Source organism: Arthrobacter sp. StoSoilB22 (assembly GCF_019977315.1).
Taxonomy (GTDB): domain Bacteria; phylum Actinomycetota; class Actinomycetes; order Actinomycetales; family Micrococcaceae; genus Arthrobacter.
Genome location: NZ_AP024652.1, coordinates 1265015 through 1281487, shown reverse-complemented (window position 1 = coordinate 1281487; position 16473 = coordinate 1265015). Strand labels below are relative to the sequence as shown.

Sequence of the window (16473 nt, the reverse complement as noted above, 5' to 3'; positions counted from 1 at the left end):
CCGCGTCTAGTCAGTTGCCGATCGTCTGATTGACTCCCAGAGAGCATCCACCCAGGGCAGATTCTCCGGGTTGGCCGACGATCCGGAGCCGGTGCGGCCACCCGGTGTGCCGGCGGCTTCTTCTCCCCCAAACACCCAGTAACCTGTTTCACCCGGCATAACCATGTTAATGCGGTCCCGGGCCTGTTGTTTCACGTAGTTGGGGTCCTGCCACCGGGATAGCTGTTTGTTCAGCTCAGTTTGCTCAGCCTTCCGCCCGGCAATTTCTGCCTCCAGCGCGGAAATTTCGGCACGTTTCTCCAGGAAAATCTTCACGGTGGGGGCCAGCAGGATAGTGATGGCAATCATCACCACGGCCAGCGCAAGCATCCGGCCGGAGAATGCTTTTGCCGGTACGGGATCGAGGTCGCGGTCTTCCTTGGCAGGGCCCGACTTTCCGGAGCCCTGGTCCTTGCCCGGAGATTTAGTGTCCACACCCTTGGATGTAGTCCCCGTTGGCTTCCTGCCGGCGGAGTTCTTGCCGGCGCCGGGGGCTTTGCTCCCCACCGCGGGAGTCGATGCGTTCGACGGTGCACGCTCGCCGCCAAACTCGGCCTTGATGACCTCCGCGCCCTTGGATCCAGCCTGGGATCCCTTGCCGGAGGCGACGTGGGAGCTTGCGCCTTCCCCGGACGGGCGGGAACCACTGGCGGATGGGCTACCACCGGAAGGTTGGCTACCACCGGGAGCTTGGCTGCCACCGGCGGGGCGGCTGCGGCTGGGCGTGCTGCCAAGGGCGTCGGCCCTGGGTACCTTTGGACGACGGGTGGCCATGACACTCCTGTAATGCCCGGTGCTTGCCTGGCGGGTTGCTGCGCTTGCTGTTGCTGACCTGGCCCGCGTTAAGCAGAACCGGAGTTAAACAGAACCGGCGGCCATGGTCTTTCCACCATAGCCACCGGTTAGCTGTTTTCGCTGAAGGCTAGCCCTTGAAACGCGGGAACGCGCTGCGGCCGGCGTAGCGTGCGGCGTCGTCGAGTTCTTCTTCGATGCGCAGCAGCTGGTTGTACTTGGCCACGCGCTCGGAGCGGGCCGGGGCACCGGTCTTGATCTGGCCCGCGTTGGTGGCAACCGCGATGTCAGCAATGGTGGTGTCCTCGGTTTCGCCGGAGCGGTGCGAGGTGATGGTGGTGTAACCGGAGCGCTGGGCCAGGGACACGGCGTCGAGCGTTTCGGTCAGGGAACCAATCTGGTTGACCTTGACCAGCAGGGAGTTGGCCGTGGCGGCGTCGATGCCCTGCTGCAGGCGGACCGGGTTGGTGACGAAGAGGTCATCGCCCACCAGCTGAACCTTGTCACCGATGGTGTCGGTGAGGGTCTTCCAGCCTTCCCAGTCGTTCTCATCCAGCGGGTCTTCGATGGAAACCAGCGGGTAGTCGGCAACGAGCTCGGCGTAGTAGGCGCTCATCTCGGTGGCGGAAAGTGCCTTGCCTTCGAACTGGTAGGCGCCGTCCTTGTAGAACTCGGAGGATGCAACATCCAGCGCAAGGGCGATGTCCGTGCCCGGGGTGTAGCCGGCATTCTTGATGGCTTCGGTGATCAGGTCCAGTGCAGCGCGGTTGGACGGCAGGTTGGGGGCGAAGCCACCTTCGTCGCCGAGGCCGGTGGAGAGGCCCTTTTCCTGAAGGACAGCCTTGAGGTTGTGGTAAACCTCAACGCCCCAGCGCAGGCCTTCGGAGAAGGTCTCGGCACCGATCGGGGCGATCATGAATTCCTGGATGTCCACATCGGAGTCGGCGTGCGAGCCGCCGTTGAGGATGTTCATCAGCGGAACGGGCAGCACGTGGGCGTTCGGGCCACCCAGGTACTTGTACAGCGGAAGGTCAGCAGAAGCTGCAGCAGCGTTGGCAACGGCCAGGGAGACACCCAGGATGGCGTTGGCGCCGAGCTTGCCCTTGTTGGGGGTGCCGTCCAGGTCGATCATGGCCTGGTCGATGCTGCGCTGGTCGGTGGCGTCGAAACCAATCAGGGCCGGGGAGATCTCGTCGATGACGGCGTCAACAGCCTTCTGGACACCCTTGCCGAGGTAACGGCCTTTGTCGCCATCGCGGAGTTCAACGGCTTCGTGCTCGCCGGTGGAGGCACCGGAAGGAACTGCTGCGCGGCCGATCTGGCCGTCGGAGAGCAGGACCTCAACTTCTACGGTCGGGTTTCCGCGGGAATCAAGGATCTCGCGTGCGTGGATGGCATCGATAAGCGCCATGGATGTGCTCCTTATGGGCAAATTACAGGAATGAGGAGGGAAATTCTCAACGTCCTCGTCGCTACTAGCGTAGTCCAGAGTGGCTTAGGTTACGGCACGGCTTCCAACTGTTCACGTCATGAAGGCCGCGCCTGGGTGTTCTGAAACGATCGAACAGCGGCACGGAGGGCCCGTTCGGCGTCGAGTCCTTGCTCCCGGGCGCCGGCAACGACGGCGAGCAGCAACGCGCCGAGCTCCTCTTCCGAGTCCGGGACGACAGGAAGTACGACGTCGGCCGAGCGGGTTCTGGTGTCAACCGGCAGAACTGCGCGGGCCGCCCGGTCCAGGGACTTCTGCGCCGCTGCCAACGCAGGAAGGTGCGGCGGGATGCCTTCGAAGGGATCTTTCCGCTCCGGCTTCTCGGCGCGTTTGGCGGCGTCCCACTTGATGATGATTTCCTCCACGCTGGCCGGAAAACTGTCCTGCAGGGATCCGTCGGCTTTGAAGACGTGCTGATTTCGCCGGACCATCTTGGCGTTGATTTCCCGGGCTACGTCCTCGAAGTCAAAACTGCCGCGCTCCTCGGCGAGCCGGGCGTGAAGTACTACTTGAAGCAGCACATCGCCCAGCTCGCCGCGGAGCTCGTGGTCCCTGTCGAGGGAGTCGCCGGCCTCAATCGAGTCCACCACTTCATAGGCTTCCTCGATCAAGTACTCAACCAGCGATTCGTGGGTCAGCGCACCCATCCAAGGGCAGTGCTCACGCAGGGCGGCAACGGTCCCCAGCAGCTCCGCCAGGCCGTTGTTAGCCGAGATTGGCGTAGGCATCGTTGATGTACTCAACCAAGGCTTCGCGCTCGTCCAAGGGCAGGAAAGCTGCTTCTGCGGCGTTGAGCGTCAGTTCGAGCAGGTCTTCGAGGTCGTAATCGAAAGTTTCCACCAGGAGCTCAAACTCATCCGTCAGGGTCACACCGCTCATGAGGCGGTTGTCCGTGTTGATGGTGACGTTGAAGCCCAGCTGGAAGAGCATGTCCACCGGGTGGCTTTCAATGCCCTCGCCAAAGCCGGAAATGGCACCGGTCTGGAGGTTGGAGGAAGGGCAAATTTCCAAGGCAATTCCGCGGTCACGGACCCAAGCGGCCACGCTGCCGATAGTCACCATGCCGATGGTGTCCTCGCCGTCGTCGTCGGAGTTGTCCTCGAACTCCACCGAGATGTCCTCGGCGATCCGCACACCGTGGCCCAGGCGCAAGGCGCGCCCATCCACCAGGGCGGACTGGATGCTGTCCAATCCGGCGGCCTCACCGGCGTGGACTGTGGCCGGGAAGTTGTTCTCTGCCAGGTAGGTGAACGCGTCCTTGAAGCGGGAGGGCAGGAAGCCGTCCTCAGCGCCTGCAATGTCGAAGCCGACGGCGCCGTTGGCGCGGTGGCGGACAGCGAGCTCGGCGATTTCCTGACCGCGGTCGGCGTGCCGCATGGCAGTGATGAGCTGCCCTACCTGGATCTGCTGGCCGCGTTCTTCAGCGGATTCCATGCCTGCCTCGAGGCCGGTCTGCACCGCTTCCACAACCTCGTCCAAGGTCAGGCCCTGCTGCAGGTGCTGTTCAGGTGCCCAGCGGACTTCGCCGTACACCACGCCGTCCTCGGCCAGGTCTTCCACGAACTCCTTGGCGACCCGGAACAGGCCTTCCTTGGTCTGCATGACGGCCACGGTGTGGTCGAACGTTTCGAGGTAGCGAACCAGCGAACCGGAGTCGGCGGATTCACGGAACCATTCGCCCAGTGCCACGGGATCGGTGGAGGGCAGGGTGTGGCCGGCGGCTTCGGCCAGCTCGATGATGGTGGCCGGGCGAAGTCCTCCGTCCAGGTGATCGTGGAGGGAAACCTTGGGCAGGGACTTCAAATCGAAATCAAGGGCAGGGGCAGCGTCAAGAATAGGCTCAGTCACGTACTAACTGTAGGGGGACGGCAGATGCTTAGCCAGCGGGTTTGGAGAGGTCGACGCCGGCGGCTGCCTTTTGCGACAAATCCGACGGTTCTGCTGCGGGTACCGCAGCCTCTGCAGCCGCTTCACGGGCGGCATCCTTCTTCTCAAGGTACTTGTGCCACCAACGCAGGGCGTGATCGACCACAATTCCCAGGATCACGGCAAACGCGACGGCGATCCCCACGCCCAGCAATGGATTGTTGTGGACCCATTGACCCGCCAGCAAGCCAATGCCGATGGAATACGCAACCCAGGTGATGCACGCGAAAGCGTCCAGCCAGAAGAAAGTGCGGTGGCGGAAACCGGTTTGTCCGGCAACGTAGTTCACAGCTACGCGACCCCAAGGGATGTACCGGGCCGTGAAGATAAGTACCGCGCCGCGCTTGTCCAACTCGTACTGCGCCCAGGCAAACATCTTCTGGACCTTGGGCCTGCGCATCCACTTCCAGCGGGTGAGGCCGATTTTCCGGCCCAGCATGTAGGCCATATTGTCCCCGGCCATGGCGCCCACCAGGGCGGTGGCTCCCAGAATCCAGAGGTTGGGTTCTCCGCTGTGAAGGGACAGCGCCGAGAGGCCAACAATGGCTGTTTCGCTGGGAAGGATGGTGGCAAATCCGTCAATGAAGAAGAAGACCAGGAGTACCGGGTATATCCAGGGCTGCCCGGCTGCATGCTCGAGCATTTGGTTCAAAAACTCCACGCGACGGTAGCTCCTAGACGAATATGACTTGACGATGTGACCGAAGTCGCTCTAGTGTCCCACGGCCGGGACGTCGTTCGCTACGCCCCAGCCAAGGGATCACACGCTTAACGCTATAGGTGCTGATAAGGTGCCGTCGTCAACCGCCGGGCTGATCTTCCGGGGCAGGAAGCGTCATACCGTGGGTGGAGTCGGGGCGTCTTCCTCCGGGATGTTTTTGCCGTCCAAGGGAACCGATCCCCGGACTTTACTGATGATCCGATCAATGATGATTCCCAGGATCACGGCCACAACGATCGCTATGACGGCGCCCAGCAGATGGTTGTCCTCGAACCAGACACCAAAGAAGTAGCCAAGGATCACCGAATACGTGGCCCAGAGGACGGCGGACATGGCAGTGAGGGCCACGAAGCGTCGGTGGTGGAAATGCGTGGCGCCGGCTGTCAGGTTCACAGCCACCCTGCCAATGGGGATGAAGCGGGCCACCATGATGAGCGAGGCCGACCGCCGTCGAAGTTCCTTGCCTGCCCAACGGAAGGCGCCCTGCATCCGCTGCGTGCGCATCCAACGCCAGCGCTGGATGCCGATGCGTCGGCCGATGATATACGCAATGTTGTCGCCGGAGAACGCTCCCAGGGCTGCCATCAAACCCAGCAGCCACACGTTGGGCGAGCCGCTGCTTCCGGAGACGGCGCTCAGGCCCACCACCACGGATTCGCTGGGGATGGGCGGGAAGAAGCCATCTATCACGCAGCAGGCCAGCACCAGGAACAACACCCATGGCTGCTCGGCTGCTGCGAGGATGAAATCGTTGATGCCCTGCACGGTTTCCTTACGGTAGCCGGCTCCCCCACAGGCGCCGGATGACTGGTGTTCCGGGCTGTTCCGTGGGGAACAGCCCGGAACACTTAAGCCTAGGCGATGCGGTCGATGATGAGCTGATGCGCCGGGCGTGAACCCTCGGGCGCGATCACCACGGCGTCCTGCAGCGCTTCCTTGGCCCGTGCGAACTTCTCCGGGGTGTCCGTCAGGAGCGTCATCAAGGGCTCTCCCGCACGGACCAGCGCACCGGGCTTGGCGTGCATCCGCACTCCCGCGCCGGCCTGCACCTGGTCTTCCTTGCGGGCACGGCCGGCGCCGAGGCGCCAGGCGGCGACACCGACGGAAAGCGCATCCAGTTCCACCAGGACACCGTCTGCGGGTGCGTAAATAACCTCGGATTCCCTGGCCACGGGCAGAGCGGCCCGGGGATCTCCCCCTTGTGCTTCGATCATCCGGTTCCAGACGTCCATGGCACGGCCGTCCTTCAAAGCAGCTGCGGGGTCGGCGTCGTGGATGCCGGCACCGGCCAGCATCTCCTCGGCCAAGCGGACGGTCAGTTCGACGACGTCTTCCGGACCCCCGCCGGCAAGGACCTCCACCGATTCCTCCACTTCGATCGCGTTTCCCGCGGTCAATCCCAACGGCGTGGACATATCCGTCATCAGAGCGACAGTGTGCACACCTGCGTCCTTGCCCAGGGCCACCATGGTCTCGGCAAGTTCCCGGGCACGGGCTTCGTCCTTCATGAACGCTCCCGAACCCACCTTGACGTCCAGCACCAGGGAGCCCGTTCCTTCGGCGATCTTCTTGCTCATGATCGAGGAAGCGATGAGCGGGATGGCTTCAACAGTTCCGGTGACATCACGCAAGGCATAGAGCTTCTTGTCCGCCGGAGCGAGCCCGGAGCCTGCGGCGCAAATGACCGCACCCACGTCCTGGAGCTGGGCCATGATTTCGTCGTTGCTCAGGTTGGCCCGCCACCCGGGAATGGCTTCAAGCTTGTCCAGTGTGCCGCCCGTGTGGCCCAGTCCGCGGCCCGAGAGCTGCGGGACCGCCACGCCAAAAACGGCTACCAGCGGGGCCAGCGGAAGGGTGATCTTATCCCCCACCCCACCGGTGGAGTGTTTGTCGCTGGTAGCCTTCCGGCCGCCGTCGGGCGTTGTCAGCGACGAAAAGTCCATCCGCTCGCCCGAGGCGATCATGGCGGAAGTCCAGCGGGAAATCTCAGCACGGTCCATGCCGTTGAGCAGAATGGCCATGTTCAGTGCCGCCATCTGTTCCTCGGCGATCACCCCGCGGGTGTAAGCGTCTATGGTCCAGTCGATCTGCTCGGGAGTGAGCGTGCCCTTGTCGCGCTTGATGGAAATGATCTGGACGGCGTCGAAGGCTTCGGTGCTGGTCACGTGGTTTCCTCCAGATGTTCAGGACCAAACGCATCAGGCAGCACCTGGTCCATGGATTTGATTCCCTGAGTTGTCATGAGCTGCATTCCGGGTGCCCTGAATTCGTAGAGCAACTGGCGGCAGCGCCCGCACGGCATGAGGATATTTCCTTGGCCGTCCACGCAATAAAACGCGGCGATCCTGCCCCCGCCTGTCATGTGGAGCTGTCCCACCAGCGCGCATTCGGCACAGAGGGTCAGCCCGTAACTGGCATTCTCGACGTTACAGCCGCTCACAATCCGGCCGTCCTCGGTGAGGGCCGCAGCCCCCACCGGGAACTTCGAGTAGGGCGCGTAGGCGTTCTTCATGGCCTGCTGGGCTGCCGCCTCCAGCGTCTGCCAGTCAATATCATTTGCCGGCATCGTCAACCCTTCACGTACGGTATGCCGCTCGCGGCCGGTGGCCGCGACTTACCCACCAAACCCGCGACTGCGAAGATGGTCACCAAGTACGGCAGCATGGCCATGAACTGGCTCGGAACCGGGGTACCAATGATGCCAAGGATCGACTGCAGGTTGTAGGCGAAGCCGAACAACAGCGAGGCCAGGAAGGCGCCGATCGGATTCCAACGGCCAAAGATCAGGGCCGCCAAGGCAATGAAGCCGCGGCCACCGGAGATGTCCTTGGTGAAAGAGTCGATGGTCACCAGGGTGAAAACAGCGCCACCGATACCCGCGATGGCACCACCCAAGGTGACGTTCCAGAAGCGGGTGGCGTTGACGTTGATACCCAGGGTGTCAGCAGCCTGCGGGTGCTCGCCGACGGCGCGGACACGCAGTCCCCAGCGGGTCTTGAACAAACCGAACCACACCACGGCCACGGCAATGTACATGAGGTAACCAGCGATGGACTGCTCGAACAGGATGGGCCCGATAATGGGGATGTCCGAAAGCAGCGGGATCGGCAGGATATCCAGACGTCCCGGGGTGTTGAACTGTTCCTTGTTGGGCACCATCAAGGTCCCATACAGGAAGCCGGTCAGGCCCGAGACCAGCACATTGAGGACCACGCCCACGATGATCTGGTTGACCAGGTACTTGATGCTGAAAACAGCAAGGACCATGGACACGGCAGCACCGGCAGCAGCTGCTGCGATCAGCCCGATGTAAGGGCTTCCCGTCATGGTGGCCACCAGCGCGGCGTTGAAGGCACCACCCAAAAGCTGGCCCTCAATGGCGATGTTCACCACGCCCACGCGCTCACACAACACGCCGGAGAGGGAACCGAAAACCAAAGGCACCGCCAGCGTTACTGAACCGGCAACGAGGCCGGCCAACGAGATGGAGGGTTGGCGTGCGCCTGCCACGATCCAGACGAGCAGTGCAAAGACAAAGACCACGGCGAACGCTATGGGCAGCCACTTGGGTGACCGCTCCCCCTGGGTCCAGAGGTAAATCGAGTAGGCGGCCATGGCCAGGAGCAGAATGCCGAACACGATCCCGCCCACCTGGCCGGGAATCATGAGAGCCGGCACAGCGACGGCGTCCCCGGCGTCGCTGATTTTCATCTCGGCGGTTTGGTCCGAGCCCAGGAAGCCGAAGAAGACCAGGGCTACAAGGGCCAGGATGCCCAAGGACAGGGGGACCTTCATGGAAGGCCTGAAGGCGGGCAAAGTGGTGGATCCCGGCTTCGGAGCGGTGGTTGTCGCGCTCATTTGGCACCTCCGGAGGCGTTGGCGAGGGCAGCCTTGGGAGCCGCTTTGGATGTCTTGGCCTTCTTCTTGGGCTCAAGGCGGAAGATGGACCTGATCAGTGGCGGTGCTGCGATGAAGAGGACAATCAGGGACTGGACCACCAACACGATGTCGATGGGCGTTCCGGTCTGGATCTGCATCTGCACCGCGCCCGCACGGAAGGCACCGAACAGCAGGCCGGCGAAGAACGTGCCCCACGGCGTACTGCGGCCCAGCAACGCAACAGTGATCGCGTCAAAACCGATCTGGGCAGCGACGCCACCGGTCAGCACCTTCTCGGTACCGGCCACCTGGGCGATGCCACCAAACGCGGCAAGCGCACCTGCCATGGCCATGACAAGGATGGTGGCGCGGGATACCTTCACGCCAGCCGTCCGCGCTGCGATGGGGTTCGCCCCCACGGCGCGGAATTCGAAGCCGATGGTGGAGCGGTTCAGCAGCCACCACACGCCAAAGGTCAGTGCAATGGCTATCAGGAAGCCAAGGTGGAGCCGGGATCCCGGAATGAGGACGGGGTAGGTGGCGGACTCGTCCAGGCGGGGCGAGATGGGGCTGTTGTCCCCGGGCCGCCGGAACGCAGCCGTGTTCAGGAGGAAGTCCAGCAGGAACAGGGCCACGTAGTTCAGCATGATGGTCACGATCACCTCGTGCGCACCGGTCCTGGCCTTGAGGATTCCGACGATTGCGCCCCAGAGTGCACCGCCTAGGACGCCCATAATGATGACCACCAGCAGGTGCAGCCCGAACGGCAGGTGCCAGGCGAACCCGACATACGCCGCGAGGGTTGCACTGATGATGATCTGGCCTTGGGCGCCGATGTTGAACAGGCCGGCACGGAAGGCCAGGGCAACACCCAGCCCCGCGCAAATGAGGGGTGTAGCCACCGTCATGGTTTCGAGCAGGGGCTGCAGTCCCTGCCGGGGGTTGAAGACCGAGCCCTGGAAGAGCGCAACGTAGCTCTCGGTCATGGCTGACCACAACGCACTGAGGAAGTCCGTGGGCCTCGCGAACAAGTAGCCCGCGGTCTTGGCGACCTGGGCGTCCGTGCTGGCGATCAGCAGGCCACCCAGGAACAGCGCCACGATGACCGCAAGGACGGAGACGAATCCGTTCCCCATGACGATCCGGCGGACTACGCTGCCCTGGTGCGTACCAGCGTCCCCGCTTTGGGAGGACACCGGCACGATGGAGGGCTCCATCGCGCCCCCTGCGGTATCGAGTGAGACATCTGCGGCCCGGAGATCAGCGGTGGATTGGTCCTCAGCTGGCTGGGCCGGTTTTTGCTCGTTGCTGGACTGGTTGTTCTCAGTCATCGGAGCCTCCTTCAGGGCCGACGCCGGCCATCATCAAGCCAAGGGTGTCGCGGGGCGTTCCACCGGGGACGATGCCCACGAGTTTGCCCTTGTAGAGCACTGCAATCCGGTCGGCGAGTTCAACCACTTCATCAAGCTCAGTGGAGACGATCATGACCGGCGTTCCGACGTCGCGCTCGGCCACGATGCGCTTATGCAGGAATTCGATGGACCCTACGTCCACGCCGCGGGTCGGTTGGCTGGCAATGAACAACCGCAGTGGCCTGGACAGTTCACGGGCCATCACCACTTTCTGCTGGTTGCCACCGGACAACGTTCCCGCAGCAGCCCCGGCAGAGGGAGTGCGGATGTCGAACTCGTCGATTTTTGCCTTGGCGTTTTCCATCACCTTGGCAGGTTTCATGCCAATTCCGCTGGCAAAAGGTGCCTGGTCGTAGAGGTCCAGGATCAGGTTCTCTGCCACCGAGAAAGGACCCACCAGTCCATCGACGGTTCGGTCTTCCGGGACGAAACCCACGCCCGAGCGCAGGACATCCTTGACCGGGAGGCCCAGCAATTGCTTGCCGTCAAGCGTCACTGAACCCGTGACGTGCTCCTGCACGCCAAGGATGGCTTCGGTGAGTTCGGTTTGCCCGTTGCCCTGGACACCGGCGACGGCGAGAATCTCGCCTTGGGCGATGGAGAAACTGATTCCGTCCACCACATTGGTTCCGTTGGCGGCACGGACCGTGAGGTTTTCGACCACAAAGGTGGTTTCCTTCGGCTGTGCCGGGGCCTTGTTCAGGCTCAGGCTCACCGGGCGGCCCACCATCATGGAGGCCAGTTCAGTGGCTGATGCCGTGGGTGGCGCGTCACCCACCACTTTGCCGCGGCGGACCACGGTAATGACGTCGGAGACAGCTTTTACTTCGCGCAGTTTGTGCGAGATGAACACGATCGATGTGCCGCCGGCCTTGAGCTGACGCATGATGTCCAGGAGTTCGTCGGTTTCCTGAGGCGTCAGCACAGCAGTGGGTTCGTCCAGAATCAGGACCTTGGCTTCGCGCACCAGTGCTTTGATGATTTCCACGCGCTGCTGGACGCCCACTGGCAGTTCCTCCACCAGGGCATCGGGATCGACGTCGAACCCGTATTTATCGGAGATCTCCCGGATTTTCTTGCGGGTCTCCTCAATGCTCAGCACACCGCCGAACGTGGTTGGTTCGGCTCCGAGTGCCACATTTTCTGCCACGGTGAAGACGGGAACCAGCATGAAGTGCTGGTGCACCATGCCGATGCCGGCTGCCATGGCGTCGCCGGGTCCACGGAAGGTGACCGGTTGGTCGTCCACCAGGATCTGGCCTGCTGTGGGCTCATACAGCCCGTACAGCACGTTCATGAGGGTTGACTTGCCGGCACCGTTTTCACCGAGGAGGCAATGGATTTGGCCGGATTCGACCACGAGGTCGATGTCTTGGTTGGCGTAGAAGGTCCCGAAGGCTTTCGAGATCCCCTTCAATTCGAGTTTCACAACTCCCACCGTTCTGTGAGTCCGAGGGACAGCCGAACAGCTCCAAAGCCACGAGCTTTGGGTTCAGCCTAGTCAGGGCAAAAACGCGCCGCCAGTACCGGGGCTCGGTACTGGCGGCGCGTCCAGGAATTGAATTACTTCTTGGGGCTCGCTGCCGATTCGACAACCAGCTTGCCGGAGACGATGTCCGCCTTGAGGGCATCAAGCTCGGACTTGGTCTCTGCGGTCACAGCGGAGTCGAAGTCGTGGAACGGAGCGATGGCAACGCCATCGTTCTCCAGGGTGCCCACGTAGGCTGCGTTGTTGAACTTGCCTTCGGTATCGTCCTTGACCACTGCTTCGACGGCTTCGCCCATCTGCTTGACCACGGAGGTCAGCATCAGGTCCTTGTACTCAGGAGCGGTCAGGTAGCCATCGGAGTCAACCCAGATGAGCTTGACGTCCTTGCCGGCAGCCTTGGCTTCCTTCAGCGCAGCACCGGCACCCTTGCCCACCGGTCCGGCCACGGGCATGATGATGTCCGCGCCCTGGTCCAACAGGTTGATGGTGACCTGCTTGCCGGTGTCCTGCTTCTCGAAGTCGCCCGTGAAGGAGCCATCCTGGGTGGTCTTGTCCCAGCCGACTACCTGGACAGTCTTGTTTTTGGCCTTGTTGTAGGCCTGAACACCGTCGTAGAAGCCATCCATGAAGATGGTGACCGTGGGGATCTTAATACCGCCGAAGGTACCTACCTTGCCGGTCTTGGTGGCGGCCGCGGCCGCATATCCTGCGAGGTAGGCCGCCTGTGCCGTGTCATAGACAATCGGCTTGACGTTGGCGATCGGGGTCTCGTACGTGTAGTCCACGATCGCGAAGTGCTTGTCCGTGTTCTTCTCCGCGGCGGCCTTGGTGGCGTCGCCCAGGAGGAAGCCCACCGTCACGGTGAGGTTGCAACCGGCCGAGATCATGCCGTTCAGGTTGGTCTCGAAATCGCTGTTGGCCTTGGATTCGGCCGACTTTACGGTGATGCCGAGGTCGGTTTCTGCCTTCTTGAGGCCCTCGAAGGAGGACTGGTTGAAGGACTGGTCATCGAATCCGCCGGAGTCAGAGACGATGCAACCCACAAAGTCGCTCTTGGTGGCCGCGCCGGATCCGGCGTCGGGAGCCTGGCCACAGCTGGTCAGCAGGAGCGCGGCTGCACCGAGGGTGGCAACACCGGCCATTGAACCGCGCTTCAGGGTGGCACGCAGTGGTTTCTTCAATTTTCCTCCAGGAAGAAAGTGATGGCGCTACGACGGATGGTCAATGAGTGTCCGTTTCCTAATACCTGAGGCAGAAACTCTGTTTTCACTGATGCTCGCAGCTGCGCCGAAGCGCATTGATGAAACCAACACTAGTGGCCTGGAACACACCCAGCTACCACAAATGATCCCTCCAGGTCAGATTGTTGACCTTTTGTTACCAAGCAGTAGCCGGGTGCGCAAGTCACGTGGCGCTGGGCTCTAAATTAGAGCCGGACCAGCATCTTGCCGGTGTTGGCACCGTCCAGAAGGTCCATGAATGCCTGCGGCGCATTCTCCAGACCGTCAACGATCGTCTCGTCATAGCTCACTGAGCCATCGGCCAACCAGCCGGCCATCTTCTGGGCGAACTCGGCAGCGTGCTGACGCTGGCCGCCCACCAGGAATCCGCGCATGGTCAGCTGCTTGCCGATTGCCTGCATGAGGTTGCGGGGAGCTGCGGGAGGCTCGGTGGAGTTGTACTGTGCGATCGCACCGCACATGGCAATGCGCCCGCCCACAGTCAAGGTTGCCAACGCAGCCTCGAGGTGCTCGCCGCCAACGTTGTCGAAGTACACGTCGATCCCGCGCTCCCCTGCTGCTTCACGCAGCTGGTCAAGGACCGGACCATCGTTGTAGTTGAAGGCGGCGTCGAAGCCGAGCTCCAGCAGGCGGGCAACCTTTTCCGGCGATCCGGCACTGCCGATGACCCTGGAAGCGCCCATGGCCTTGGCAATCTGGCCCACCATGGAACCCACGGCACCTGCGGCGCCGGAGACGAACACAACTTCGCCTTCCTTGAACTCCGCCACTTTGAGCAGACCGGAGTAGGCAGTGAGGCCGGTCATGCCCAAGGCGCCAAGGAACGCGGAGGTGGGAGCAAGCCCACTGGGGACCGGGGTGGTGGCTGCGGCATCCACTACTGCGTGCTCGCGCCATCCGAGTGAATGCACGACGACGTCACCCACCTTGTGCGCGTCCGAACGGGACGCGATCACCTCGCCCACCGCACCGCCGTCGAGCGCTGCATCGATCTGGAACGGAGCCGAGTACGACTTGACGTCGTTCATGCGCCCACGCATGTAGGGGTCAACGGACATGAATTGGTTCTTGACCAGGATCTGTCCGTCGCCGAGCTCAGGCAGCTGGGCCTGGGTGAGCCGGAAGTTATCTGCCACCGGGCGGCCCTTGGGGCGGGAAGCCAGCTGAATTTCGCGGGTTTCTACGGGCATGGAAACGGCGCTCATGCTGCGAACTCCACGAGCTTGAGGTCTACGGCCATGTTGCCGCGGGTGGCGTTGGAGTAAGGGCACACCTGGTGCGCTTTGTGCATGAGTTGCTCAGCCGTTTCGCGGTCCAGGGCAGGCAGGGCGATTTCCAGTTCGGCAGCGAGGCCGAAGCCTTCGCTGTCGGTCAGCGGGCCGATGTGGATCCTGGCGGCGACGGCCGAATCGGTCAGGTCAACGCGCTCCTTGCGCCCTACCAACCGCAAGGCGGAGTGGAAGCAGGCTGCGTAACCGGCGGCGAAGAGCTGCTCCGGATTGGTGCCTTCGCCGTTTCCGCCGAGCTCCTTGGGGCTGGCAAGTGCGACATCCAGCTTGCCATCATTGGTGCGGGCGTTGCCGTCGCGGCCTTCGCCGGAGGCCAGTGCCTCAGCAGTGTAGAGAGTCTTCATGGTGTTTCCGTTCTCTTAGGGAAGGGATGTCCCGGGATTTTCCGGGAGGTCTGTTCAGAGTGAGCTGTTCAGCGCTGCCGTGAGCTTGCCGAGCGTGGCGTGCAGCTGCCCGATTTCCTCGGCCGAGAGGCCGGCAGCGTCAGCGAGGCGCTGGGGTACAGCCTGGGCGTTGGCGCTCAACGCGGTGCCTGCGTCGGTCAGGACTACATCCACCCGGCGCTCATCCTCGGCCGAGCGGTGGCGTTCCACCAGTCCCATGACCTCCAGGCGCTTGAGCAGGGGGGACAACGTTCCGGAATCCAAGCCCAGTTCCGAACCAAGGTCACGGACACTCCGTGGCTCCTGCTCCCAGAGGACCAGCATCACCAGGTACTGCGGATAGGTCAGGCCGAGCTCCTCCAGCACGGGGCGGTAGACCGCCGTCGCCGCTTTGGACGCCGAGTACAGCGCAAAGCAGACCTGATGGCGGAGGCGGGGTGCATCACTCATGACTAAAACGATAGTGCACAATTCAATTGTGCACAACTCATCCCATCCACAAGAACCCAACTGAGTCGCAGTTAAGCGCGTTTTGAGGGTCAAAACGCGCTTAACTGCGGACTTAGTTGGGTTTACTGCTCGAGGTCGCGGATGGTGCGGAGGGCGGCGGCGGTCAGGACGCGGATGGCGTATCCGAGGGCGCGCTCGTCAACAATGAAGTCACCGCGGTGGAGGTCGTACTCTTCGCCGCCAGGAGTGTGCGTGCCCAGGCGCATCATGGCACCCGGAATGTCGGCAAGGAACCAGGCGAAGTCCTCGCCACCCATGGACTGCGGCGTGAGGACCACTGCGTTCTCACCCAGCTCAGCGCGGGCAGAGGCTTCAATGAGGGCGGTCTCATGCTCAGAGTTCACCACGGGCGGCACACCGCGGGTGTGTTCCAGGTGCACATCAACGCCGTAGGGCGCGGCAACCTGCCGGACCACGTCGTCCAGCAACTCCCCCGCGCTATGCCAGGCATCACGGTCCAGGCAGCGCATGGTCCCCGCCATATAGCCGGAGCCCGGTATGGCATTCGGCGCGGAACCAGCGGAAATTTGGCCCCACACCACCGACACACCGCTGCGGACATCCACCCGGCGGGAAAGCACTGCCGGCACATTGACCGCAATCTGGGCCAACGCGAACACAAGGTCCTCGGTCAGATGCGGCCGTGATGTGTGGCCGCCGCGGCCGGAAAGCTCAATTTTGATGGTGTCCGAGGCCGAAGTGATGGCACCAATGCGGGTGCCGATCTGCCCCACATTAATCCTCGGATCGCAGTGCAGCGCAAGGATGCGCGGCACGCCCTCAAGCACACCCTGCTCAATGCAGGACAGGGCGCCGCCCGGCATGGTTTCCTCGGCCGGCTGGAAGATGATCCGTACCGTGCCACCCAGCGGGTTGTTCTTGTGCATCCGCTGCAGCGTCAAGGCGATGCCCAGCATGGCGGTGGTGTGGACGTCATGCCCGCACGCATGCGTAACGCCATGGTTCTTCGACGCGAAGGGCAGGCCGGTTTCCTCAATGATCGGCAATGCGTCGATGTCCCCGCGAAGGGCAGTGGCAATGGGGCCCTCACCCACGTCAACCGTCAGTCCGGTCTCATCCAGACGCCGCGGCTTCAGCCCGGCTGCTTCCAGCCGCTCCACGAGCTTGTCCGTGGTGCGGAATTCCTTAAAGGACAACTCCGGGTGCGCGTGGAGGTCCCTCCTGAACTCGATCAGTCCGGGGAGCAGTTCATCAACCCAAGGACTCACAACGGGAGCGGGCTCGGTTTCAGTCGTGTAATTGCGCACGTCACAACTCTAGCCATGCGCGGCACCTGAAGAAC

General features: G+C 62.7%; 16 protein-coding genes. All 16 read right to left on the bottom strand.

Annotated elements, in window-relative coordinates; genetic code table 11:
* Nucleotides 1–6: 6 nt before the first annotated feature.
* The 16 genes from LDN70_RS06220 to LDN70_RS06145 all read right to left on the bottom strand — a co-directional run bounded on the left by LDN70_RS06220 (nt 7) and on the right by LDN70_RS06145 (nt 16438).
* Nucleotides 7–813 carry an FtsB family cell division protein gene (locus LDN70_RS06220; RefSeq protein WP_166841453.1) on the bottom strand — a complete coding sequence of 269 codons (807 nt, stop codon included), beginning with the start codon at nt 811–813 and terminating at the stop codon, nt 7–9.
* 148 nt (nt 814–961) lie between these two features.
* The gene (eno, locus tag LDN70_RS06215) at nt 962–2242 is read right to left on the bottom strand and encodes a phosphopyruvate hydratase (RefSeq protein WP_142939905.1); all 1281 of its coding nucleotides are present in this window, start codon (nt 2240–2242) and stop codon (nt 962–964) included.
* A 116-nt stretch (nt 2243–2358) separates the two neighbouring features.
* Nucleotides 2359–3048 (bottom strand): MazG nucleotide pyrophosphohydrolase domain-containing protein, encoded by a 690-nt coding sequence (locus LDN70_RS06210; protein ID WP_142939906.1) that lies wholly within the window; start codon nt 3046–3048, stop codon nt 2359–2361.
* On the bottom strand, nt 3026–4168 hold the full coding sequence (locus LDN70_RS06205; RefSeq protein WP_223942069.1) for an adenosine deaminase: 1143 nt from the start codon (nt 4166–4168) through the stop codon (nt 3026–3028). Before LDN70_RS06205 ends, LDN70_RS06210 begins: the two co-directional genes overlap by 23 nt.
* 28 nt (nt 4169–4196) lie before the next feature.
* Nucleotides 4197–4889, bottom strand: coding sequence for a DedA family protein (locus LDN70_RS06200; protein ID WP_142939973.1), 693 nt, complete (start codon nt 4887–4889; stop codon nt 4197–4199).
* 192 nt (nt 4890–5081) lie between these two features.
* On the bottom strand, nt 5082–5732 hold the full coding sequence (locus LDN70_RS06195) for a DedA family protein (RefSeq protein WP_142939908.1): 651 nt from the start codon (nt 5730–5732) through the stop codon (nt 5082–5084).
* Between the two features lie 89 nt (nt 5733–5821).
* Nucleotides 5822–7132, bottom strand: a complete 1311-nt coding sequence (locus LDN70_RS06190) for a thymidine phosphorylase (protein ID WP_223942068.1) — start codon at nt 7130–7132, stop codon at nt 5822–5824.
* On the bottom strand, nt 7129–7533 hold the full coding sequence (locus LDN70_RS06185; RefSeq protein ID WP_142939910.1) for a cytidine deaminase: 405 nt from the start codon (nt 7531–7533) through the stop codon (nt 7129–7131). The genes LDN70_RS06190 and LDN70_RS06185 overlap by 4 nt, the downstream gene beginning before the upstream one ends.
* Before the next feature lie 2 nt (nt 7534–7535).
* A complete protein-coding gene (locus tag LDN70_RS06180) occupies nt 7536–8825 on the bottom strand; it encodes an ABC transporter permease (protein ID WP_223942067.1) in 1290 nt (429 codons plus the stop codon).
* Entirely contained in the window at nt 8822–10177 is a 1356-nt protein-coding gene (locus tag LDN70_RS06175; protein ID WP_223942066.1) for an ABC transporter permease, read from the bottom strand. The genes LDN70_RS06180 and LDN70_RS06175 overlap by 4 nt, the downstream gene beginning before the upstream one ends.
* On the bottom strand, nt 10170–11687 hold the full coding sequence (locus tag LDN70_RS06170; RefSeq protein ID WP_142939913.1) for an ABC transporter ATP-binding protein: 1518 nt from the start codon (nt 11685–11687) through the stop codon (nt 10170–10172). Before LDN70_RS06170 ends, LDN70_RS06175 begins: the two co-directional genes overlap by 8 nt.
* Nucleotides 11688–11821: 134 nt before the next feature.
* Nucleotides 11822–12928: a BMP family lipoprotein gene (locus LDN70_RS06165; protein ID WP_502773776.1), complete on the bottom strand. Its 1107-nt coding sequence runs from the start codon at nt 12926–12928 to the stop codon at nt 11822–11824.
* A 245-nt stretch (nt 12929–13173) separates the two neighbouring features.
* Nucleotides 13174–14193: an NADP-dependent oxidoreductase gene (locus LDN70_RS06160; RefSeq protein WP_142939914.1), complete on the bottom strand. Its 1020-nt coding sequence runs from the start codon at nt 14191–14193 to the stop codon at nt 13174–13176.
* On the bottom strand, nt 14190–14621 hold the full coding sequence (locus LDN70_RS06155) for an organic hydroperoxide resistance protein (protein WP_142939915.1): 432 nt from the start codon (nt 14619–14621) through the stop codon (nt 14190–14192). Before LDN70_RS06155 ends, LDN70_RS06160 begins: the two co-directional genes overlap by 4 nt.
* Before the next feature lie 54 nt (nt 14622–14675).
* Nucleotides 14676–15110, bottom strand: a complete 435-nt coding sequence (locus tag LDN70_RS06150) for a MarR family winged helix-turn-helix transcriptional regulator (RefSeq protein WP_223942065.1) — start codon at nt 15108–15110, stop codon at nt 14676–14678.
* Nucleotides 15111–15232: 122 nt separating this feature from the next.
* The gene (locus LDN70_RS06145) at nt 15233–16438 is read right to left on the bottom strand and encodes an amidohydrolase (RefSeq protein ID WP_166841459.1); all 1206 of its coding nucleotides are present in this window, start codon (nt 16436–16438) and stop codon (nt 15233–15235) included.
* Between the last annotated feature and the right edge of the window lie 35 nt (nt 16439–16473).

What these genes read in the sequence shown, in the direction of transcription:
- LDN70_RS06220 (WP_166841453.1), bottom strand. Translation starts at nt 813, where the DNA reads ATGGCCACCCGTCGTCCAAAGGTACCCAGGGCCGACGCCCTTGGCAGC.
- eno (WP_142939905.1), bottom strand. Translation starts at nt 2,242, where the DNA reads ATGGCGCTTATCGATGCCATCCACGCACGCGAGATCCTTGATTCCCGC.
- LDN70_RS06210 (WP_142939906.1), bottom strand. Translation starts at nt 3,048, where the DNA reads ATGCCTACGCCAATCTCGGCTAACAACGGCCTGGCGGAGCTGCTGGGG.
- LDN70_RS06200 (WP_142939973.1), bottom strand. Translation starts at nt 4,889, where the DNA reads ATGCTCGAGCATGCAGCCGGGCAGCCCTGGATATACCCGGTACTCCTG.
- LDN70_RS06185 (WP_142939910.1), bottom strand. Translation starts at nt 7,533, where the DNA reads ATGCCGGCAAATGATATTGACTGGCAGACGCTGGAGGCGGCAGCCCAG.
- LDN70_RS06180 (WP_223942067.1), bottom strand. Translation starts at nt 8,825, where the DNA reads ATGAGCGCGACAACCACCGCTCCGAAGCCGGGATCCACCACTTTGCCC.
- LDN70_RS06175 (WP_223942066.1), bottom strand. Translation starts at nt 10,177, where the DNA reads ATGACTGAGAACAACCAGTCCAGCAACGAGCAAAAACCGGCCCAGCCA.
- LDN70_RS06160 (WP_142939914.1), bottom strand. Translation starts at nt 14,193, where the DNA reads ATGAGCGCCGTTTCCATGCCCGTAGAAACCCGCGAAATTCAGCTGGCT.
- LDN70_RS06155 (WP_142939915.1), bottom strand. Translation starts at nt 14,621, where the DNA reads ATGAAGACTCTCTACACTGCTGAGGCACTGGCCTCCGGCGAAGGCCGC.
- LDN70_RS06150 (WP_223942065.1), bottom strand. Translation starts at nt 15,110, where the DNA reads ATGAGTGATGCACCCCGCCTCCGCCATCAGGTCTGCTTTGCGCTGTAC.